Annotated in this window: 17 protein-coding genes and 1 pseudogene; 9 read left to right on the top strand and 9 right to left on the bottom strand. The window is 66.6% G+C overall.

All coding sequences use genetic code 11. The features are described from left to right. Positions 1-74: 74 nt before the first annotated feature. On the bottom strand, positions 75-1,475 hold the full coding sequence (locus PSK12I2_RS0104285; protein WP_037007504.1) for a sugar porter family MFS transporter: 1,401 nt from the start codon (positions 1,473-1,475) through the stop codon (positions 75-77). Between the two features lie 199 nt (positions 1,476-1,674). Continuing rightward, complete coding sequence (locus tag PSK12I2_RS0104280; RefSeq protein WP_007159848.1) at positions 1,675-2,658, bottom strand: LysR family transcriptional regulator; 984 nt, start codon at positions 2,656-2,658, stop codon at positions 1,675-1,677. Between the two features lie 92 nt (positions 2,659-2,750). Here PSK12I2_RS0104280 and PSK12I2_RS0104275 point away from each other — a divergent pair, with 92 nt between their 5' ends. The 6 genes and pseudogenes from PSK12I2_RS0104275 (at position 2,751) to PSK12I2_RS25395 (ending at position 7,260) form a co-directional block, all read left to right on the top strand. After that, complete coding sequence (locus PSK12I2_RS0104275; RefSeq protein ID WP_027597439.1) at positions 2,751-3,389, top strand: alanyl-tRNA editing protein; 639 nt, start codon at positions 2,751-2,753, stop codon at positions 3,387-3,389. A gap of 35 nt (positions 3,390-3,424) precedes the next feature. Then, positions 3,425-4,195, top strand: coding sequence for a 2OG-Fe(II) oxygenase (locus tag PSK12I2_RS0104270; protein ID WP_007159850.1), 771 nt, complete (start codon positions 3,425-3,427; stop codon positions 4,193-4,195). Position 4,196: 1 nt separating this feature from the next. Continuing rightward, positions 4,197-4,838 carry a LysE family translocator gene (locus PSK12I2_RS0104265; RefSeq protein WP_027597438.1) on the top strand — a complete coding sequence of 214 codons (642 nt, stop codon included), beginning with the start codon at positions 4,197-4,199 and terminating at the stop codon, positions 4,836-4,838. A 29-nt stretch (positions 4,839-4,867) separates the two neighbouring features. After that, a complete protein-coding gene (locus PSK12I2_RS0104260; protein ID WP_042134592.1) occupies positions 4,868-5,197 on the top strand; it encodes an Arc family DNA-binding protein in 330 nt (109 codons plus the stop codon). Positions 5,198-5,298: 101 nt separating this feature from the next. Beyond that, positions 5,299-6,561: pseudogene (locus PSK12I2_RS25400) on the top strand (methyl-accepting chemotaxis protein); the annotation flags it as partial. A gap of 153 nt (positions 6,562-6,714) precedes the next feature. Beyond that, entirely contained in the window at positions 6,715-7,260 is a 546-nt protein-coding gene (locus PSK12I2_RS25395; RefSeq protein WP_288406705.1) for a methyl-accepting chemotaxis protein, read from the top strand. A 39-nt stretch (positions 7,261-7,299) separates the two neighbouring features. Here the strand turns inward: PSK12I2_RS25395 and PSK12I2_RS0104250 are convergent, their stop codons facing one another. Next, entirely contained in the window at positions 7,300-7,884 is a 585-nt protein-coding gene (locus tag PSK12I2_RS0104250) for a flavin reductase family protein (RefSeq protein WP_027597435.1), read from the bottom strand. 173 nt (positions 7,885-8,057) lie between these two features. Here PSK12I2_RS0104250 and PSK12I2_RS0104245 point away from each other — a divergent pair, with 173 nt between their 5' ends. Beyond that, positions 8,058-8,750 carry a hypothetical protein gene (locus PSK12I2_RS0104245; RefSeq protein ID WP_027597434.1) on the top strand — a complete coding sequence of 231 codons (693 nt, stop codon included), beginning with the start codon at positions 8,058-8,060 and terminating at the stop codon, positions 8,748-8,750. 58 nt (positions 8,751-8,808) lie between these two features. Next, entirely contained in the window at positions 8,809-10,821 is a 2,013-nt protein-coding gene (gene rep, locus PSK12I2_RS0104240; protein ID WP_027597433.1) for a DNA helicase Rep, read from the top strand. A gap of 623 nt (positions 10,822-11,444) precedes the next feature. Here rep and PSK12I2_RS0104235 read toward each other — a convergent pair. Both PSK12I2_RS0104235 and PSK12I2_RS0104230 read right to left on the bottom strand, forming a co-directional pair. After that, the gene (locus PSK12I2_RS0104235; protein ID WP_027597432.1) at positions 11,445-14,057 is read right to left on the bottom strand and encodes a cellulase family glycosylhydrolase; all 2,613 of its coding nucleotides are present in this window, start codon (positions 14,055-14,057) and stop codon (positions 11,445-11,447) included. A gap of 283 nt (positions 14,058-14,340) precedes the next feature. Continuing rightward, positions 14,341-15,318, bottom strand: a complete 978-nt coding sequence (locus tag PSK12I2_RS0104230) for a glycosyl hydrolase 53 family protein (RefSeq protein ID WP_235389961.1) — start codon at positions 15,316-15,318, stop codon at positions 14,341-14,343. A 148-nt stretch (positions 15,319-15,466) separates the two neighbouring features. Here PSK12I2_RS0104230 and PSK12I2_RS0104225 point away from each other — a divergent pair, with 148 nt between their 5' ends. After that, positions 15,467-16,018 carry a DinB family protein gene (locus PSK12I2_RS0104225; RefSeq protein ID WP_027597430.1) on the top strand — a complete coding sequence of 184 codons (552 nt, stop codon included), beginning with the start codon at positions 15,467-15,469 and terminating at the stop codon, positions 16,016-16,018. A 400-nt stretch (positions 16,019-16,418) separates the two neighbouring features. On the opposite strand, the gene PSK12I2_RS0104220 is transcribed toward PSK12I2_RS0104225, so the two are convergent. The 4 genes from PSK12I2_RS0104220 to dadA all read right to left on the bottom strand — a co-directional run bounded on the left by PSK12I2_RS0104220 (position 16,419) and on the right by dadA (position 19,949). Then, entirely contained in the window at positions 16,419-16,973 is a 555-nt protein-coding gene (locus PSK12I2_RS0104220) for a cupin domain-containing protein (protein WP_027597429.1), read from the bottom strand. Positions 16,974-17,155: 182 nt separating this feature from the next. Next, on the bottom strand, positions 17,156-18,226 hold the full coding sequence (gene alr / locus PSK12I2_RS0104215; RefSeq protein ID WP_027597428.1) for an alanine racemase: 1,071 nt from the start codon (positions 18,224-18,226) through the stop codon (positions 17,156-17,158). 93 nt (positions 18,227-18,319) lie between these two features. Beyond that, entirely contained in the window at positions 18,320-18,676 is a 357-nt protein-coding gene (locus PSK12I2_RS0104210; protein WP_027597427.1) for a RidA family protein, read from the bottom strand. Continuing rightward, complete coding sequence (dadA, locus tag PSK12I2_RS0104205) at positions 18,651-19,949, bottom strand: D-amino acid dehydrogenase (protein ID WP_027597426.1); 1,299 nt, start codon at positions 19,947-19,949, stop codon at positions 18,651-18,653. Before dadA ends, PSK12I2_RS0104210 begins: the two co-directional genes overlap by 26 nt. Positions 19,950-19,971: the final 22 nt, after the last annotated feature.

The raw sequence follows: 19,971 nt of genomic DNA, 5'->3' as shown, positions 1-19,971 counted from the left end.
AGGACTCCGGCACAGGCGAACAGGAGCGGAGTTCTATCTCCGCTCCTGTTGCGACCTGGCACCGGAAGCTGCGTTCAGCCTTTCCGCTGATAGGGGAAGAAGCGCCGCTCGCGCAGGTCGTGCTCGATCTGCTCCAGGCTCTTGCCCTTGGTCTCCGGCACCAGGCGCCAGATGAACAACAGCGCTACCAGGGAAATCCCGGCATACAGCCAGAAGGTATGGGCGGCGCCCAGCTTGGTCACCAGGCTCAGGGTGGTGAGGGTCACCAGCAGGTCGAAGCCCCAGTGGCTGAAGGCGCCGACGCTGGCGCCCTTGCCGCGCACGAACAGCGGATAGACCTCGGCGTTGATCAGCCAGATGCAGACGCCGAAACCGCCGCAGTTGAGCATCAGGTAGGCGGCCAGGCAGGCCACCACCGTCCAGCGTTCGACATCGGTCTGGGGACCGGCGCCCTGGAACAGGTAGCCCATGATCGCCAGGGCGATGATGGAGCCGGGAATCAGCGTCAGCAGGTAGCGGCGACGACCGATGCGATCCACCAGGAAGCTGCCGACTACGGTCATGATCACCACCAGGATGGTGCTGCAGCCGGTGGCCAGCACCGCGGTCTGGTCGGAGAAGCCGGCCTGGGTAAGGATGGTGGGTGCGTAGTAAATCAGGGCATTGTTGCCGGTGATCTGCGAGAACATGGCGATGCCGGCGCCCACCAGCAGGGCCGGACGGACCCAGGGCGAGAAGAGGTCACTCCAGTTGCCTTCCGGCGCGTTGCTCACGGTCTTGATCTCGGCCAGTTCGGCCTGGGCCGCGGCCTTGCCGCCACGGACCCGTTCCAGCACCGCCAGGGCGTCGCCCTCGCGACCCTTGACCAGCAGCCAGCGCGGACTCTCCGGCAGTACCGCCATGCCCGCCAGCAGGATCAGCGCCGGCACCAGGCCGAGGCCGAACATCCAGCGCCAGTGTTCGTCCAGGGCGAAGCCGGTGAAGTAGGCCACGGTGATGCCGAACACCACCATGAACTGGAACAGCACCACCAGCTTGCCGCGATGCTCCGGCGGCGCCACCTCGGCGATGTACACCGGGATGATCTGGGTGGAGCTGCCGGCCGACAGGCCGAGCAGGAAGCGCGATAGGATCAGCAAGGTGACGTTGGGCGACAGCGCCGAGAGCACCGAGCCCAGGGCGAACACCAGGGCCACGCCGATGATGGTCTTGCGGCGGCCGAGGCGGTCGGAGATCGGGCCGGTGCCGAGGCAACCGAACAGGGCGCCAAAGATGATGGCGCCGGTCACCAGTTGCTTGACGGTGTCGTCCATGGCGAATTCGCGGCCGAGGCCGAGCAGGGCGACGCCGATGATGCCGGTGTCGTAGCCGAACAGCAGGCCACCGAGGGCGGCGATCACGGCGATGAGCACGACCAGCCCCTTGCGCGGGGTGGCCGCCACGGGTGCGGCGAGCGAGGGTGATGAAGCGAGCATGGGGAAATCCTTTCTTGTTTTGCCAGGGCAAGGATCGCGGCGGCGACCTGATCCACCCGCGCGGGCGGGCCGTGGGGGAGCATGGCCCAGGGAAAAGCGCGATGCGGCAGGCAGAGAAACGTTAGGTGAATCGTTTCACCTAATGATGCCAGTTGTAACAGGACTTGTGAAAAGCATCACGCTTGGCGACCGGCAGCGGCTAGCTGCCGATGGTCAGTTCCTGGAAGCGCTGCTCGGGCAGCGCCGCTGCGCCCTGCCCCGGGCGCAGGGCCTGATCGCCCAGGCGCTCGACCAGGAAGTCGATGAACACCTTGAGCTTGGGCGGCAGGTGGCGCGTCGCCGGATAGAGCAGCCAGGCGCCGCCGTGGTAGTGCGGCAGAAAGGACCACTCCGGCAGCACCTGGATGATCTCGCCACGGGCCAGGGCCGCCTGGGCAGTAAATAGCGGCAGGCTGCCAATGCCGATGTGATTGAGCACCGCGTCCAGGCGTACCCCGGTATGGTTGGCGGCATAGCGACCGCGCACATTGACGTGGACCACCTTGGCGCCCTGGCGAAACTTCCAGCGTGAATCGGCCGGCTCCTCCGCCAGATAGATGCAGCTGTGCCCGGCCAGATCGCGGGGATGGGCGGGCTGCCCGTGCTCGGCCAGGTACTGCGGCGTGGCGCAGAGCAGGTGCTCGATGGTCAGCAGCTGACGACCCACCAGCCCGGGCGGCGGCCGGTCGGTGATGCGGATGGCCAGGTCGACGTTCTCGTCGATCAGATCGACATAGCGGTCTTCCAGCAGCAACTGCACGTCCACCGCCGGATAGCGACGCAGGAAGTCGGCCATGTGCGGATGGATCACCGTGCTCCCCACCGCCTTGGGCACCGACAGCCGGACGATGCCAGCCGGCGCCTGGTTGAACTGGCCACTGACCTCCAGCACCGCCCGCGCGGCGCCGACCATGTCGCTGCAGCGCCGATAGACCTCCTCCCCCGCCTCCGACAGGCGCAGCTTGCGCGTGCTGCGATTGAGCAGCCGGGTGCCCAAAGCCTTCTCCAGGCGCGCCACGCTGCGACTGGTGGAGGATGGGGTCAGACCCAGCTGACGGGCCGCCGCAGAGAAGCTGCCGCTCTCCACCACCCGCACGAAGATGGCCATCTCGCTGAGCAGCGGCAGGGGAAGATTTATGCTCACAGCGCAAAATTCCTTTGGAGGGAGGGTGGATTATCACCCTTGCGTGCGCTCTTTAGAATGAGGATGTTTCTCGTTTTCTAGGTAGTAGACGTATGACCGAGCGCCTGTATTTCCTGAGCGACAGCCTGATCGCCGAGGTCGAGGTCCACGCCTGTAGCGCCGCCGAGGACGGTTATGTCGTCGAATTGCTGGCCACGCCCTTCCATCCCCAGGGCGGCGGCCAGCCCAGCGACACCGGCTGGATCGGCACCGCCGAGGTGACCCGGGTGGTCCAGGACGGCGACCGTATCCTGCACCACACCACCCGCCCCCTGCCGCCCGGCCGTGTGCTGGCCCGGGTCGACGAAGGCCGGCGCCAGCTGCATTCGCGGCTGCATTCGGCCGGGCACCTGCTCGGTCACATCGGCGAGACCCATGGCTGGAAGCCGGTCAAGGCCCATCACTGGCCGGGCGAAGGCCGCATCGAATTCATTCCGGGCGAGGATACCTGCGCCCTGGACGTCGAATCCTTGCAGGCGCACTTCGACGCCCTGGTGGAAGAAGACCTGCCGCTGCAGATCGAGGTGCAGGCCGATGGCCAGCGCCAGGTGCGCTTTGGCGAGGACGTGGCGCGCTATGCCTGCGGCGGAACCCACGTGCGCTCCCTGCGCGCGGTCGGCGCCCTGAGCGCCCTGGGCGTCAAGGAAAAGAAGGGACGCCTGCTGGTGAGCTACGACATGGCTGGCGCCTGATCAACCGCTCACCTCACCCGCAGAAAGGAAGCGCCATGCTGCTCGAACTCGACGCTCTCGACACCGAGAGTTTGCTCCGTCTCACCGATGAACGCCTGCTGGCCGTGCGGGTGCGCCACTTCGTGCCGCGTCCGCTGGCCGACGACCTCGGCCAGCAGATCCTCGGCAACGGCTTCGCCACCTACACCAACGCCCCCAGCATCGGCCGCATCGGCATGGCCTTCTACGAGGCGGAGCACCAGCGCGCGCAGATGGACGACTACTTCGCCAGCGTCACCAGCAACCTGGAAGAATTGCGCCGCCGCTGCCGCCCCTACCTCAATCCCATCGACCTGGTGCGCTGCACCCTCGACGAGGTCTGGCCGGCCGGGGCCCGCCTGCAGACCCTCTGGGGCCGCAAGATGTACGTCGGCCTGTCGCGGGTGGTGAAGCCGGGGGTGCGCTTTCTCGCCCACCACGACATCTTCGCCAAGGACGCGCCGGGCAGCGAGGAAGCCGAAAGTCTGGTCGCCCAGCTGGCCTGCAACGTCTACCTGACCATGCCCAGTGTCGGCGGCGAACTGCAGCTCTGGTCGCGCGAGCTGTCGCCGGAGGCCTTCGACGCCATGCGCGGCGACAGCTACGGCATCGAACCCGACCGCCTCGGCCCGCCCTGCCTGACCATCCGCCCCGAACCGGGCGATCTGATCCTCTTCAATTCCCGCCGCATGCACGCCGTGACCCCCGGCAACGACCAGCCGCGCCTGTCGCTGTCGTGCTTCGTCGGCTATCGCGGGGCGGCCGAACCCCTCACGTACTGGAGCTGACATGTCCCCCTACCTGAGCGAATTCCTCGCCCTGGCGACCATCCACTTCCTCGCCGTGCTGGCCCCCGGCCCGGACTTCGCCGTGACCGTGCGCCAGAGCGTGAGATTCGGCCGCCTGATCGGCCTCTGCACCGCCCTGGGCATCGGCGCCGGCATCTCGGTGCACGTGCTCTACACCCTGCTCGGCATCGGCGCCCTGATGCACGCCACGCCCTGGCTGCTGGGTGTCGCCAAGGTGGTCGGCGGCGCCTACATCCTCTGGCTGGGCTTCAACCTGATCCGCAGCAAGCCCACCGCCGCGCCGCTGGACGACAGCCAGTGGCAGCAGGCGGATCTGCAGCGGCAGTCGCCCGGCAAGGCCTTCCTCACCGGCTTCCTGACCAACGCCACCAATCCCAAGGCCACCCTGTTCTTCCTGGCCATCTTCACCACCGTGGTCAGCGGCAGTACGCCGCTGACCGTCCAGGGCCTCTATGGCCTGTGGATGTGCGCGGTCAACGCCGGCTGGTTCGCCCTGGTCAGCCTGCTGTTTTCCAGTCCGCGCGTTCGCCAGACCTTCCTGCGCCTGGGCCACTGGTTCGAACGAACCATGGGCCTGGTGCTGGTTTTCTTCGCCGGTCGACTGCTGTTGTCGGCGCTTTGACGTCAGTCCATTCGTCTTGGAGGTCCTCCATGCCCTACGTCCACCGCGCTCCCGCTGGTATTCCCACGGAAAAGTTCGTCGTCCGCCTGCCCGATGGAATGCGTGAACGCATCGCCGCCGTGGCCCGCTCCCATCGCCACAGCATGAACACCGAGATCGTCGCCTGGCTGGAACGCAGCCTGGTGCAGGACGGGGTGCTGGAGCAGCAGCAGGTCGATGCGGACGATGAGTTGCTCAATGCCAGCGAGCAACTGCTGCTGCAGCGCTTTCGCCAGCTCAACGAGCGTCAGCAGAATGCGCTGATCTCGGTCCTGGAGCTGGAGTTGCCCGTGCCGGTGAACACGCGCGAAACCGCCTGAATCCGGCCGGTTCGGGCCCCGTAGCGAACCGGCCGTCGGTTCCGGAGCCGCCAACCAGGCGGCTCTGACGTGCGGCTTTCAAGTATCGATCGGGACAGCCGATGAAGGGGGTCTTCGCACTCTCTTCCGGAATCCCCATGTCTGTATCCAAAGCCTCCTGGCTGAGCAATCTCGGCATTTCCAAGAAGCTGGCCCTGGGCTTCGGCGCCCTGCTGGTCATGGTGACGGTGGTGGCCCTGTTCGGCTATTTCACCGCCAATACCCTGCTCGAGCGCATCAACAAGACGCGCTACAGCGGTCAGCTCAAGGCGGATGTCCTCAGCGTCAGGATCGACGAAAAGGCCTATCTGCTCGATCCCAGCGCCGCCAATGCCACCCGGCAACAGGCCACCCTGGCTGGCGTGACGGAAGACATCGGCAAGGGCCTCAGCCTGCTGACCAACCCGGCCAACGTCGCCATCCTGAGCAACATCCAGCAGGAGATGAAGACCTATCAGGAGCGCTTCGCCGCGCTGCAACAGGCCAAGCAGACCAGTGCCGGCGTTCAGAAGGAACTGACCCAGGTCTCCGAAAGCGTCACCCAGACCCTGGATCTGTTGTTCGAGCAGGTCTTTACCCCAGGTAGCAGCCACAGCACGGCCGACCTGAAAGCCGTGGCGCTGATCAAGGCGCAGATGGTCGGCGTCCGGCTGAACATCCGTCGCTTCCTCGGCACGCCCGATGAAGGCAAGGCGCAGGCAACCCTCGCGTCCATGGATGACCTGCTCAAGCTGTTGAACACTACGCAAGCGCAGATCGATGGCGACACCGCCGCGCGACTCTACGGCGCCATCCAGGAAGTGACACGCTACCGGGCCTTCTTCGAATCCATCGTCGCCCAGGATCGCCAGGCGCAAGCCGCCGTCACCAGCCTGCAGGAGCAGGGCAACAAACTGGTGAAGCTGCTGGACGACCTGACCGCCGGCCAGCTCAAGTCCGCCGCCGCCGAGCGTGAAGCCGCCCTGCTCAAGCTGCTGCTGAGCAGCCTGATCGCCCTGCTGATCGGCATCGCCGCCGCCTGGCTGATCACCCGCCAGATCACCCAGCCGCTGGCAACCGCCATGGCCATGCTCAAGCGCGTCGCCGCCGGCGACCTCACCCAGCGCAACGAGGTGAGCCGCCGCGACGAACTGGGCGAACTGCAACGCACCACCCAGGCCATGGCCGATGACCTGCGTCAGCTGGTCGGGGGCATCGCCAATGGCGTGGGGCAACTCAGCAGCGCGGCCGACGAACTCTCGGCCTTTGGCGTCCAGACCAGCCGTGGCGTCACCCAGCAGCGCGACGAGATGCAGCAGGTGGCCACCGCCATGAACGAGATGGCGGCCACGGTGCACAACGTGGCGCAAAACACCGCCAACGCCTCCAGCGCCGCGCAGAACGCCGACAGCATGGCCCGCGAAGGCAGCCGCACGGTCAAGCGCGCGGCCGAGGAAATCACCCTGGCCGCCGAAGAGGTGCAGGGCCTGGGCGATGCCATGGAGCGCCTGGACAGTGCCAGCGGTCGCATCGGCAGCGTCATCGACGTGATCAAGGCGATCGCCGAGCAGACCAACCTGCTGGCGCTCAACGCCGCCATCGAAGCCGCCCGCGCCGGTGAACAGGGCCGCGGCTTCGCCGTGGTGGCCGACGAGGTCCGCTCCCTGGCGCAACGGACCCAGGAGTCCACCCAGGAAATCGGCGAACTCATCGCCACCCTGCAGCAGGGCACCACCGAAGCCAGTGCGCGGATGCAGGCCAGTCGCGACCGCACCCTGGGCACCGTGACCCTGGCCCAGGACGCCGAGCGCGCCCTGGAGGTCATCTACCAGGCGGTGGCGGAGATCCAGAGTCTCAATCAGCAGATCGCCACCGCGGTGGAAGAGCAGAGCCTGGTGGCCGAGGAGATCAACGGCAACGTGGTCAAGGTCAGCGGCCTGGCCGAGGAATCGGCCACTGCCAACGCCCATGCCGCCGCCTCGGTCAACGAGCTGGCCCGCCTGGGCGGCGATCTGCAGCAGATGGTCGCGCGCTTCCGCGTCTGACCCCGCTCGCGACGACGCCAGGCGCTGGCGTCGTCGGGTTCAGACCTTGGGCGTCAACCGCTGCCCCTGGATGCCGTCGCCGATCACCAGGAAATGGCCGCCGGCGACGTGGTGCAGGGTGCGCAGGCCGTCCTGGCCGCGAAAATCCCAGCGCCCCTCGCGAAACACCCGGGTATCGGCCCGGGCGGCGACCACCTCGCCGAGAAACAGGTCGTAGTCCTGCTGATTGTGCGCCTCGGGCAGCAGCCGGCATTCCAGCCAGGCCACGCAGCCGGCGATCAGCGGCGCGCTGACCTGTTCGCCCGCCAGCGTCTCGATGCCGTAGGCGGCGAACTTGTCGAGCTCGCGGCCGCTGGTGTTGCCCACCGTCTGTACCAGATCCACCTGGGCGGCGCAGGGCACGCTGAGCACGAAGCTGCCCTCGGCCTCCAGCAGTTCGCGGGTCCAGGTCTGCTTGTCCAGCACCACCGCCACCTTGCCCGGTTCGAAATCCACCGCCATCGCCCAGGCCGCGGCCATGACGTTGCGCCGACCGGCATGGGCGGCGCTGACCAGCACCGTGGGACCGTGGTTAAGCAGCCGATAGGCCTTGGCCAGGGGGACGGCGGCAAGGGTCGAATTCATGGAGGGACTCCGGCGGGAAAAGCCCCAGGGTAACGCAGCCCTTGCCGTTCGGCGCCGCGCGGGTAAAAAATTGCCGCTTGGCGACGCGCTCGCCAAACGCCGGGAGACATCAGGGGTCTATCGCCCACTCCCGGCCCGGGACCAACAAGAAACCTGCGTTAAGGATGACCCCTATGCCCACCTGCCTGGCCCGCTCCCTCCTGCTGCTCTGCGCCTGCTGCCTGGGTCTGCCGCTGGCCCATGCCCAGGTCGCCAAGGCGACGCACAGCGCTCCGCTCACCCAGCCGCTGCTGTCCAGCTCCATCAACGATTTCAGCAACGAAGACTGGGATCGCGGCGTCCTGCGCCGGGTGGCCGGTCTGACCATTCCGGCTACCCCGGCGAACGTCGAAGGCTTCATCAGCGGCCGCCAGGTCCAGCTGGGCGATGGCGAATGGCGCGCCATCACCGAAGTCCAGCGGGTCGGCGACAACCTGGCGGTGTTCGTCGAGGGCAAGCCGCTGGACGCCGAGACCGTGGGCTATCCCAGACGCCTGGCGGTGGACGACGCCCCCGGCACCGGACGCCATCTGCAGCGCCTGCCGGGTCGCTTCAACACCCCGATCAACGATTTCACCAACCAGGACTGGCTCAAGGGCATCTACCGCAAGGCCGCCGGCATCTCCATCCCGGTCACCGAGCGCAATCGCGAGGAATTCAAGCCGGGCGCCATCGTCCGCCTGGCCGATGGCCAGGACTATGCCGTAACCCATGTCAGCGAATTCGGTCGCAGCATGGGCGTGTTTCTCGACAGCCCGGTGCTGCCCGGCGAGAAGTACGGCTATCCGCGCCAGCTGACCTTCGTCGCGCCACCGCCCAAGCCCTGAGACCGCAAGGACCGGCGCTGGTAAAATCCCCCGCCCAGCGTCGTCACCCCGGTCCGCCATGTCCAAGCTCAATCCCCGCCAGGCCGAAGCCGTGGCCTACATCAGCGGTCCCCTGCTGGTGCTGGCCGGTGCCGGCTCCGGCAAGACCAGCGTCATCACCCGCAAGATCGCCTACCTGGTGCAGCAGTGCGGCATCCGCGCCCAGTACATCTGCGCCGTGACCTTTACCAACAAGGCGGCGCGCGAGATGAAGGCGCGGGTGGCCAGCCTGCTCAAGGCCGGCGAAGGCCGCGGCCTGACCGTCTCGACCTTCCACAACCTCGGCCTGAACATCATCCGCCGCGAGTACGCGCACCTGGGCTACAAGCCCGGCTTCTCGATCTTCGACGAGGGCGACATCAAGGCGCTGCTCACCGACATCATGCAGAAGGAATACCAGGGCGACGACGGCCTGGACGAGATCAAGAACTACATCGGCAACTGGAAGAACGACCTCATCCTGCCGGACGAGGCCCTGGAAAAGGCGCGCACCCCCAAGGAGCAGACCGCCGCGGTGGTCTATCTGCACTACCAGCGCACCCTCAAGGCCTACAACGCGGTGGATTTCGACGACCTCATCCTGATGCCGGTCAAGCTGTTCCAGGAACACCCCGAGGTGCTGGAACGCTGGCGCAACCGCATCCGCTACATGCTGGTGGACGAATACCAGGACACCAACACCAGCCAGTACCTGCTGGTGAAGATGCTGGTGCAGGAGCGCGCCCAGTTCACCGTGGTGGGCGATGACGACCAGTCGATCTACGCCTGGCGCGGCGCGCGACCGGAAAACCTGATGCAGCTCAAGGATGACTTCCCCTCGCTCAAGGTGGTGATGCTGGAGCAGAACTACCGCTCCACCAGCCGCATCCTCAAGTGCGCCAACGTGCTCATCGCCAACAACCCCCACGTGTTCGAGAAGCAGCTGTGGAGCGAGATGGGCCACGGCGATCCGATCCGCGTGCTGCGCTGCAAGAACGAGGACGGCGAGGCCGAGCGCATCGCGCTGGAGATCCTCACCCTGCACCTCAAGACCCAGCGGCCCTACGCGGACTTCGCCATCCTCTATCGCGGCAACCACCAGGCCAAGCTGATGGAGCTCAAGCTCCAGCACCACCAGATCCCCTATCGACTCTCCGGCGGCACCAGCTTCTTTGCCCGCCAGGAGGTCAAGGACGTGATGTCCTACCTGCGCCTGCTGGTGAATCCGGACGACGACAACGCCTTCCTCAGGGTCATCAACGTGCCGCGCCGGGAGATCGGCTCCACCACCCTGGAAAAGCTCGGCAACTATGCCGGCAGCCGGGATCGCTCGATGTACGCCGCCGCCGACGAGATCGGCCTGGGTGAGCACCTGGACGCCCGCTTCACCGAACGCCTGGGGCGCTTCAAGCGCTGGATGGACGGGGTACGCAAGAATTGCGCGGGCGAGGACCCGATCGGCGCCCTGCGCAGCATGGTGATGGACATCGACTACGAGAACTGGATCCGCCAGAACGCCAGCTCCGACAAGGTCGCTGACTTCCGTATGGGCAACGTCTGGTTCCTCCTGGATGCCTTGAAGAACATCCTGGAAAAGGATGAAGACGGCCAGATGACCATCGAGGACGCCATCGCCAAGCTGGTCCTGCGCGACATGCTCGAACGCCAGCAAGAGGAAGAGGAAGGCGCCGACGGGGTGCAGATGATGACCCTGCACGCCTCCAAGGGCCTGGAATTCCCCTATGTGTTCATCATGGGCATGGAGGAGGAAATCCTGCCGCACCGCTCCAGCATCGAGGCCGACACCATCGAGGAGGAGCGCCGCCTGGCCTACGTGGGCATCACCCGCGCGCGCCAGACCCTGGCCTTCACCTATGCCACCCGGCGCAAGCAGTACGGCGAGCTGATCGACTGCACCCCCAGTCGCTTCCTGGATGAGTTGCCGCCCGAGGACCTGCAGTGGGAAGGTCTGGAAGAAGCGCCCCAGGAACAGAAGGCCGCCCGCGGCAACGATGCCCTGGCGGCGATGCGGGCGATGCTCAAGCGGGGTTGAGGGGGAAGGTCTTCAGTGGGTGGCTCCCTCACCCCAGCCCTCTCCCGGAGGGAGAGGGGGTATCCGAAGTCACCCCAGGTTTCGCCCCATGCTCATCAGTCCCCTCTCCCCCTGGGAGAGGGTTAGGGTGAGGGTCCGCCCCACGCCAGACTGACACCCTCACCCCAGCCCTCTCCCNAAGGGAGAGGGGGCGTCCGAAGTCATCCCAGGCTTCGCCCCACGCCGNTCAGTCCCCNCTCCCCCNGGGNGNGGGTNNGGGNGNGNNCCCGCCCCATGCCTGACTGACACCCTCACCCCAGCCCTCTCCCGGAGGGAGAGGGGCGTCCGAAGTTACTCCGGTGACTCGCCCCACACCGAGCAATCCCCTCTCCCCTTGGGAGAGGGCCCGCTTCACTCTGAACTGACACCCTCACCCCGGCCCTCTCCCGGAGGGAGAGGGGCGTCCGAAGTTACTCCGGTGACTCGCCCCACACCGAGCAATCCCCTCTCCCCCTGGGAGAGGGTCAGGGTGAGGGCCCGCCCCACGCCGGACTGACACCCTCCCCCCCTTTCCTGCCCCCAAAACGACACCGCCCCCGCTACCGATCAGGTAGCGGGGGCGGTGGTCTGGCCGCGCCGGGGTGTTACTTGGCGAAGCTGGTCACCATGTCGAAGATCGGCTTGGGACGCTTGAGGTCATACATCATCCCGAAGTGGCGCTCGTGGATCACCGAGAGGCTCGGCTCGTCGAGCAGTTCGTAGACGTTGATCTCGGCCACCACGTCCTTGTAGCTGGTGTTGAGCACCGTGAGCATTTGCTTGACGCTGTCGTAGCAGGCCCGATCGCCGTCACGGCCGCCGTCGGTGTTGCCCTGGTAGACGTTGCCGCAGTTCATCTCGTTGAAGAACACCTTGGTCTTGTACTTGGTGGCCATGGCGCGCATCTGCCCCAGGTACATGTCCATCCAGTAGCCCTTGTCATCGAAGTACGGGTAGTAGTGGAAGCTGATGTAGTCGAAGTTGAAGCCCGACGCCCTGGCCTGGTCGAGGAACCACATGGCCCCATTGCGATCACCCGGGCAACGAGCGGTGGCGGTGCGGTCATCCGAGTTGCACGCCATCACGTTGATGGTGGTCTTGAGGTTGGCGCCCAGCTCGTCCGAGGCCTGCTTGATGCCACGATAGATGCCGACCAGGGTGTTGATGCGATCCTGCGCTCCCGCCTTGGAATAGTCCTGCTCGTTGCCGACTTCCCAGATCTTGATGTCGTTGGCGTAGCGCTTGGCCAGGGCATAGGCCTGCGCCTGGGTCAGCTTGTGGGTGATGACCGGTCGCAGGGTGATGTTGTACTTGCGCGCCAGGGACACCAGGCGGTCCAGCTCGGGCAGGTTCATCACCAGGTACTCGCCGGAGCGATAGGTGCGCAGGTTGCGCGCAGCCAGGACCTGCAAGCGGGCTTCCATTTCGGCCGGCGGATAGGCCGCGCTGTTGTCGTGGCCGACCACCCCCAGCGGGATGTTCTTGTAGCCGCTCAGCGGAGCCGAGGCAACAGCCCCACCGGTAACCGGCTGGACCACGTTCTGCACCGGTTGCACGCTGGCCGCGGGAGTCGGCGTGGTCGTGGTGGCAGTGCCCTGGGCCAGCGCCGCGCTCACCTTCTTGTCGAAGGCGGTCTTGTCGTCGCCAGCGGCGGCGCGCAGGACTTCCAACGGCAGGGTGGCGCGGGAGGTGACACCATTGGCCAGGCGGCTGGTCCAGAAGGCGCTGCCGCTGCTGTCGGCGCTACGGCCATAGAGGTTCTGGTAGACCTGGTTGACCAGGGCGGCGCCGCTCAGCGCGCCATAGAGGGCGGTCGACTCGCCATTGGCGGCGAAGGTGGCTGCCAGTTGCTCGACGCTCATGTCGCTGGCCAGACGCGAGGCCCAGTAGTTGAGGCCACCGGCATCGGCCGCCCGGCCGTAGTAGGCCAGGTAGAGCTGCTCGACGGTGGTCAGCTTGGACGAGGTCGCGGCATTGGCGGTGGTGCCGGTGGCCGTACCGGTGGTAGCGCCTGTCGTGGCACCGCCCGTGGTGGTGCCGGTGGTGCCGCTACCCGTGGCGGGCACGGCGCCGGTGGTGGTGCCGGTGGTCGCCCCGGCAGTGCCCGAGGCCCCGGTCCCGCCGGTGGTGCCCGCGGTCGCGCCGCTGGTAGCGGTCTCGGTCTTGGGCGGTGTGGTAGCGGTCGGAGTCACCTGCGGGCCGATGCCGGCGCAGCTGTCCTTGTCCAGGTACTTGGCCAGCACCGCCCATTGCGGACGATCCTTGCCATTGATCGGCTCGACCGCCTGGTTGTAGGTGCCCCAGCCCGGGCCGGCGGCCCAGTAGGTGGCCGGAATGCAGTTCTGCTTCAGATAGGCCAGCATGCCGTCGAGGATGGGCAACCAGCGCGCATCGGTGTCAGGTACGCCGAAGCCGCCGATGAAGCCGCGCTTGTTGTTGGTCTTGAGCCAGGAGACGAAGGGCTTGAGGCGCTCGACGCCATAAGTGGGCGAAAGGGTCGCCACGTTCAGGCTGGTGTCGAAAAAGGCCTGGGCCATGAAGATCAGGTTGTTGGCCGGATCCTTGAGCTTGAGCAGCGCATCGTTCCACTGCGGCCAGCGGGTGGTGTCGGCCCAGCCATTGCCTTCGATGAAGATCGGGTGGGTCGAATCGACCACGCGCACGCCGTCGATGCCGTACTGGGCAGCGGTCGGCCAGTTGCTCACGGCGTCGTGGGGCTCGTTCATGATGTCGTAGCCATAGAGCGCCGCATGGGTGCCCCAGCGCTGGGCGACGCGGGTCATGAGATTCTGGAAGGCCTCGTAGGGGACTTCGCCCGCGCCGATGACCTTGCCCTGGTAGCGGGCGTAGTTGTGCAGATCGAGGATGACCTTGACGCCATACTTCTGAGCGTAGCCCAGGGTGCGATCGATCAGGCCGGCATAGGTGGGATCGAGATTGACCCCCATGGACGGTTGCAGGCGCTCCCAGAGAATGGGAAAGCGCACCAGCTTCACGCCCTTGGCGCTCCACTGCTGGAAATGGCTCTCGGCCGGGAAGATGAAGTTGCGGTCGTTGACACCGGGCAGGATCTGGGCGGCGAAGGTGGCGCCGGAGAAGTTGAGACCGACCAGGTCAACGGCCTGGGCGGAGGTGGCAAGCGAAGCGGTGGCGAACAGGGCAGGCAAGAGCAGCGCCTGACGCGGCAGGCGGCGGGAGATGGAGCTAAGGATTGTCATGCAAAGGAACCAGATAGGCCGAGGTGCGCGATTCGATCCGTGCATCCCACCTCGGTACAGCAGGAAAACTGCCGGGGAAGATCGTTTCCCCAACACCTGCAAAGCCTAGTGCAAGCGCTAGACCAATAAGAACCCGTGCCATCACGAAGCAGGGGTAAACGCAGCGTTTTGCCAGATGTACGGTGCCGATGATGGCACTTTGTCTACCGTTCGTCGGTGACCGCCTGGTCACCCGAAAGACCTGTCCCAGCGATAAAGTCAGGTTTGTCCGCTTTCTGGCGGCTCAGGGCGTGCCGGCATAGCGACGGACCAGTTCCATGACCGGTTTGGGCCGGTCCAGGTCGTACATCAGCCCGAAGTGACGCTCATGGGCAACTGGATGGGTCGGCTCGTCGAGCAGCTCGTAGACGTTGATCTCGCGGACGATGTCGCGATAGCGCCCATTGAGCTCGGAGAGGATGTATTCGAGGCTGTCATAACAGCTGCGATCCCCCGGCCGGCCACCGTCGGTGGTGCCCTTGTAGATCTCCGCGCAATTGACCTCGTTGTAAAAGATCTGCGTCCGGTACTTTTCCGCCATGGCGCGCATCTGCCCCAGGTAGAGATCCATCCAGTGGCCGCGATCCTGGTAGTGCGGGTAGTAGTGAAAGCTGATGTAGTCGAAATCGAAGCCGGCCGCCTTGGCCTGATCGAGAAACCACATGGAGCCCAGGCGATCGCCCGGGCAACGCGCCTTGGGCCCGGTGTCGTAGGAATTGCAGGACATCACGTTGATGGTGGTCTTGAGGCCGGCGTCCAATTCGTCGGAGGCGCGGCGGATGCCACGGTAGATGTCCACCAGGCGACTGATGCGGATACCCGCGCCGACCCGCGAGTGGTCCTGCTCGTTGCCGATCTCCCAGATCTTGATGTCCTTGGCATAGCGCTTGGCCAGGGCATAGGCCTGGGCCTGGGTCAGCTGCTGGGTGATCACCGGTCTCAGGGTGATGCGGTACTGGCGGGCCAGGGCCACCAGGCGATCCATGCGCGGCTGATCCAGCAACAGGAATTCGCCGGAGCGGTAGCTGCGCAGGTTGTAGCGGTCGAGCAGTTGCAGGCGCCTTTCCATCTGCGCATCGGGATAGGCGGCGTTGTTGTCGTGACCGACCACGCCCAGGGGGATGTAGGGCAGCTCGGGCAGGGCAACGGATTCGGCAGCCCGGACCGGGCCACCCAGGCACAGGGCGGCGACCAGGCCGAACCAGGGCAACATTCGAGGCATCAGGCGCATCCTTGCAGGTGGGCAGCAGAGCGGCGGAGCATGGCAAAGTGCCGACAGCCCCTCAATCATGGACGCCTCCAGGCTGCGATCCCCCGCACAACCAGGCGCGTTACAGTAGGTGTCCGCGCGCCTTGTCGAGGACATGCCCATGACCGCTCCCCTGCTGCTGGCCCAGGCCTGCAACAATCGCTGGTCGAACCACCGCCTGCTGGCGGCCTGCGCCGGTTTGTCACCGGAAGCCCTGCGGGCGCCGCAATCCGCCGCCTTCTTCGGCTCGCTCTGGGCCCTGCTCGGCCATCTGCTCGACGTGGATCGCTTCTATCTCGATGCCCTGCACGACCAGCCCCGGCCCTACCAGGACACGGACTGGCCCGACCTGGCGACGCTGCATGCAGCCCAGACCGCCAGCGACCAGCGCCTGATCGCGCTGTGCCGCGGCCTCGCTCCGCCGCAACTGAGCCAGCTCATCACCCTGCCCCGCGCCAGCGGCCCGGTCCGGGAAGGGCGACTGCGCACCCTGCAGCACCTCTTCGTACACCAGCTGCACCACCGCGGCCAGGCCCACGCCCTGCTCCTGGCCAGCGGCGTGGCGCCACCGCAACTGGACGAATTCTTTCTCGCCCAGGACGAACCGCTACGCCGGGCGGAGTTGGCGGCGCTGGGGATCGATGAGGAGGCGTTGTGGGGGACTGCCTTGTAGTGGCAACTGTCTTTATCGCGGCCAGGCCGGTGCGCCGTAGCGACCGCTCCTACAAAAGCATCCCCCTGTAGGAGCGGCCCATGGCCGCGATTCGCTGCTGAAATTCCTATCGCGGCGGCCGATCGCGATCTGTCCAGGAGCGCTGGGGACAAACGCCCACTCGAACAGCCCCCTCTCCCTCCGGGAGAGGGTTGGGGTGAGGGCGCCCCCAGGCACTCACTTCAACGTGGAAAAGGCTGCGCCGTTTTCCACCCTACGCGGACAGAGGAACTCGAGCGCCCACTCGGACAGCCCCCTCTCCCTCCGGGAGAGGGTTGGGGTGAGGGCGCCCCCAGGCACCGGCTTCCACGTGGAAAAGACAGCGCCGTTTTCCACCCTGCGACCGCCATAGCGCAAGCGCTTAGAAATTCGCCGGAGTGGTCGCGCTGATCAGCCGGGCGGGGGCTTCGAAGGGATTGCGGAAGCGGTGCGGGCGGCTGCTTTCGAAGTAGTAGCTGTCGCCGGGTTCGAGGATGTGCACCTCGCCGCCCACGGTCAGTTCCAGGCGGCCCTCCACCACCAGGCCGGCCTCCTCGCCATCATGGGCGTACATCTCTTCGCCGGTGTCGGCGCCGGGCGGATAGGTCTCGTCGAGAAAGGCCAGGGCGCGACTGGGATGGGCGCGGCCGACCAGGCGCATGCGCACGGTGTGGGCGCCGCTGGAGATGTCGATGAGCTCATTGGCGCGATAGACCACCTGGGTCGGCGTGTCCTGCTCCAGGTCCAGGGAAAAGAATTCCACCAGGGACATGGGAATGCCGGCCAGCACCTTTTTCAGCGAACTGATGGAGGGGCTGACGCTGTTCTTCTCGATCATCGAGATGGTGCTGTTGGTCACCCCGGCACGCTTGGCGAGTTCGCGCTGGGACAGGCCCTTGAGGGTACGGATGGTTTGCAGGCGGGCACCGACGTCCAAGGTGGAAAAGACTCCTCGAGCAGGCGGGTGAGACGTGGCCAGGCCACGCGCTGAGGGCGTGCCGTGGCACGGTGTTCAGCATCATGGCAACGCTGTTCGAGATTTACAACACTACGGCGGACGTGTGGCCCCCGGGCGGCGCCCGCCTGGCGGCGGCAGCGGGCAAAGGCCCCGTCCAGGGCCTAGTCGCGATAGCTGCGCGCCACCCGCTTGAGGTTGCACAGCAACTGGTAGGGGATGGTGTCGCAGCGCTCGGCCAGGTCCGCCACCGACACCTGGCGGCCCCAGAATTCCACCTCACTGCCCACCCCGGCCTGGGGATGATCGGTGAGGTCGATGGTGAGCATGTCCATGGATACCCGCCCGATCAGCTGGCCGGGACGCCCTTCGATGGCCACCGGGGTGCCGTTGGGCGCATGGCGCGGATAGCCGTCGGCATAGCCCAGGGCGACCACCCCGACCCGGGTCGGCCCGGCGGTGACGTAACGGGCGCCATAGCCCACCGGCTCGCCGGCCGGCAGTTCGCGCACGGCGATCACCCGCGAGGTCAGGGTCATCACCGGTTGCAGGCGTTCGGCGACGGCCTGGGCCGAGGCGAAGGGCGAGACGCCATAGAGCATCAGCCCGGGGCGCACCCAGTCGCCGGCTGCCTGGGGCCAGCCCAGGGTCGCCGGCGAATTGCGCAGGCTGGTGGGACCGGGCAGGCCCTCGGTGGCCGCGCGGAAGGTGGCGATCTGCGCCGCGGTGGCCGGGCTGTCCGGTTCGTCGGCACGGGCGAAGTGGGTCAGCTTGACGATGCCGCTGACCTTGCCGCTGGCCAGCAGTCGCCGGTAGGCGGCGGCATAGTCCTGGGGAAAGAAGCCGACCCGGTGCATGCCCGAATCCAGCTTCAGCCAGACCTGCAGCGATCGCACCAGAGCGGTCCGCTCCAGGGCCTCCAGTTGCCAGTCGGCGTGGATCACCGTCCAGAGCTCGTGCTCGGCGATCAGCGGCAGCTCGTCGATGCCGAAGAAGCCTTCCAGCAAGAGGATGGGCGCACGGATCCCGGCGGCGCGCAGTTCCAGGGCCTCCTCGATGCAGGCCACGGCGAAGCCGTCGGCCTCGCCCGCCAGGGCACTGGCCACCGCCACGGCGCCATGGCCATAGGCATCGGCCTTGATCACCGCCAAGGCGCGGGCGTCGGAGAGTTCAAGTGCCAGGCGATAGTTCTGGCGCAGGGCGGCGAGGTCGATGACGGCGCGGGCGGGACGCATGGGAGGTCTCGGCAGGGGAAGAGTGAGGGACAGGAGGGCTGGACAACGCCCTCACCCCGGCCCTCTCCCAGGGGGAGAGGGGGAATAGCGGTCTTACGCCTTGACGGCGGCGATGACGTTCATTTCCACCAGGATGTCCGGCTTGGCCAGCTTGGCCTCGACGGTGGTGCGACCCGGGGTGGCGCCCTGGGCGGCCCATTCGTCCCAGGCGCGATTCATGCCCTCGAAGTGCAGGGCGATGTCGCGCAGGAAGATGGTCACCACCAGGATGTGCTGCTTGTCGCTGCCGGCCTCGGCAAGAAATTTGTCGACGTTGGCCAGGGTCTCGCGGGTCTGCTGATAGATGTCGCCGGAAAAGTCGTCGGCCAGTTGGCCGGCCAGGTAGACGGTGCCGTTGTGGATATTGATTTCGCTGAGGCGGCGATCAGTGTGCAGACGCTGTACGGGCATTGCGCGGGGACTCCTGGGTGGCGGAATAACGGGAGATGTCGAGACCCTCGGCGCTGATCTGCGGCTGCTTGCGGGCGATCAGATCGGCCAGCAGGCGACCGGAGCCGCAGGCCATGGTCCAGCCCAGCGTCCCGTGCCCGGTATTGAGGAACAGGTTGCGATAGCGGGTGGCGCCGACGATGGGGGTCCCGTCCGGGGTGGCGGGTCGCAGACCGGTCCAGAAGCTGGCCCGGGCGAGGTCGCCACCGCGAGGATAGAGGTCACCGGTGATCATTTCCAGGGTCGCGCGGCGGCGTGGATCCAGGCTCAGGTCGAAGCCGCAGATCTCGGCCATGCCGCCGACGCGGATGCGATCGTCGAAGCGGGTGATGGCGACCTTGTAGGTCTCGTCGAGGATGGTCGAGGTCGGTGCCATGGCGGCATCGACGATGGGCACCGTCAGCGAATAGCCCTTGAGCGGATAGACCGGCGCACGGATGCCCAAGGGTGCCAGCAATTGCGGCGAATAGCTGCCCAGGGCCAGCACGTAGTGATCGGCGGTGAGCAGTTCGCCATCGACCCTGACGCCGTCGATGCGATCGCCATTGGCGCTGAGTTGCTGGATCTCGGCGCCGAAACGGAATTCCACGCCCAGGCGGCGGGCTTCCTCGGCCAGGCGATTGGTGAACAGGAAGCAGTCGCCGGTCTGGTCGTTGGGCAGGCGCAGGCCGCCGGCCAGCTTGTGCTTGACCGCCGCCAGCGCCGGTTCGACCCGGGCCACGCCGTCGCGGTCGAGCAATTCGAAGGGCACGCCGGAACGCTCCAGGACGGCGATGTCCTTGGCCGCGGCCTCCACCTGCTGCTGAGTGCGGAAGATCTGGGTGGTGCCCAGCTGGCGGCCTTCGTAGGCGATGCCGGTGTCCTGGCGCAACTCGTCGAGGCAGTCACGGCTGTATTCGGACAGCCGCACCATGCGCTCCTTGTTGACCGCATAGCGCGCCGCGGTGCAGTTGCGCAGCATCTGCGCCATCCACAGGTACTGGTTGCTGTCGCCGGTCAGGCGGATGGCCAGGGGCGCATGCTTCTGGAACAGCCACTTCAGCGCCTTGAGCGGCACGCCGGGCGCGGCCCAGGGCGAGGCATAGCCAGGCGAGACCTGACCGGCGTTGGCATGGCTGGTCTCCAGGGCGGGACCGGCCTGGCGATCGACCACGACCACCTCGAAACCCTGACGGGCCAGATAGTAGGCGCTGGTCGTGCCGATGACGCCGCTCCCCAAAACCAGTACACGCATCGCTAGCTCCTGGCCGGTGAGA

The organism is Pseudomonas sp. MOIL14HWK12:I2 (assembly GCF_000510745.1).
GTDB classification, from domain to species: domain Bacteria; phylum Pseudomonadota; class Gammaproteobacteria; order Pseudomonadales; family Pseudomonadaceae; genus Chryseomonas; species Chryseomonas oryzihabitans.
This window is presented reverse-complemented; position numbering and strand designations above follow the sequence as displayed.

Coding starts and splice junctions, on each gene's coding strand:
- PSK12I2_RS0104285 (WP_037007504.1), bottom strand. CDS start 1,475: ATGCTCGCTTCATCACCCTCGCTCGCCGCACCCGTGGCGGCCACCCCG.
- PSK12I2_RS0104275 (WP_027597439.1), top strand. CDS start 2,751: ATGACCGAGCGCCTGTATTTCCTGAGCGACAGCCTGATCGCCGAGGTC.
- PSK12I2_RS0104270 (WP_007159850.1), top strand. CDS start 3,425: ATGCTGCTCGAACTCGACGCTCTCGACACCGAGAGTTTGCTCCGTCTC.
- PSK12I2_RS0104265 (WP_027597438.1), top strand. CDS start 4,197: ATGTCCCCCTACCTGAGCGAATTCCTCGCCCTGGCGACCATCCACTTC.
- PSK12I2_RS0104260 (WP_042134592.1), top strand. CDS start 4,868: ATGCCCTACGTCCACCGCGCTCCCGCTGGTATTCCCACGGAAAAGTTC.
- PSK12I2_RS25395 (WP_288406705.1), top strand. CDS start 6,715: ATGGAGCGCCTGGACAGTGCCAGCGGTCGCATCGGCAGCGTCATCGAC.
- PSK12I2_RS0104250 (WP_027597435.1), bottom strand. CDS start 7,884: ATGAATTCGACCCTTGCCGCCGTCCCCCTGGCCAAGGCCTATCGGCTG.
- PSK12I2_RS0104245 (WP_027597434.1), top strand. CDS start 8,058: ATGCCCACCTGCCTGGCCCGCTCCCTCCTGCTGCTCTGCGCCTGCTGC.
- rep (WP_027597433.1), top strand. CDS start 8,809: ATGTCCAAGCTCAATCCCCGCCAGGCCGAAGCCGTGGCCTACATCAGC.
- PSK12I2_RS0104235 (WP_027597432.1), bottom strand. CDS start 14,057: ATGACAATCCTTAGCTCCATCTCCCGCCGCCTGCCGCGTCAGGCGCTG.
- PSK12I2_RS0104230 (WP_235389961.1), bottom strand. CDS start 15,318: ATGCCTCGAATGTTGCCCTGGTTCGGCCTGGTCGCCGCCCTGTGCCTG.
- PSK12I2_RS0104225 (WP_027597430.1), top strand. CDS start 15,467: ATGACCGCTCCCCTGCTGCTGGCCCAGGCCTGCAACAATCGCTGGTCG.
- alr (WP_027597428.1), bottom strand. CDS start 18,226: ATGCGTCCCGCCCGCGCCGTCATCGACCTCGCCGCCCTGCGCCAGAAC.
- PSK12I2_RS0104210 (WP_027597427.1), bottom strand. CDS start 18,676: ATGCCCGTACAGCGTCTGCACACTGATCGCCGCCTCAGCGAAATCAAT.
- dadA (WP_027597426.1), bottom strand. CDS start 19,949: ATGCGTGTACTGGTTTTGGGGAGCGGCGTCATCGGCACGACCAGCGCC.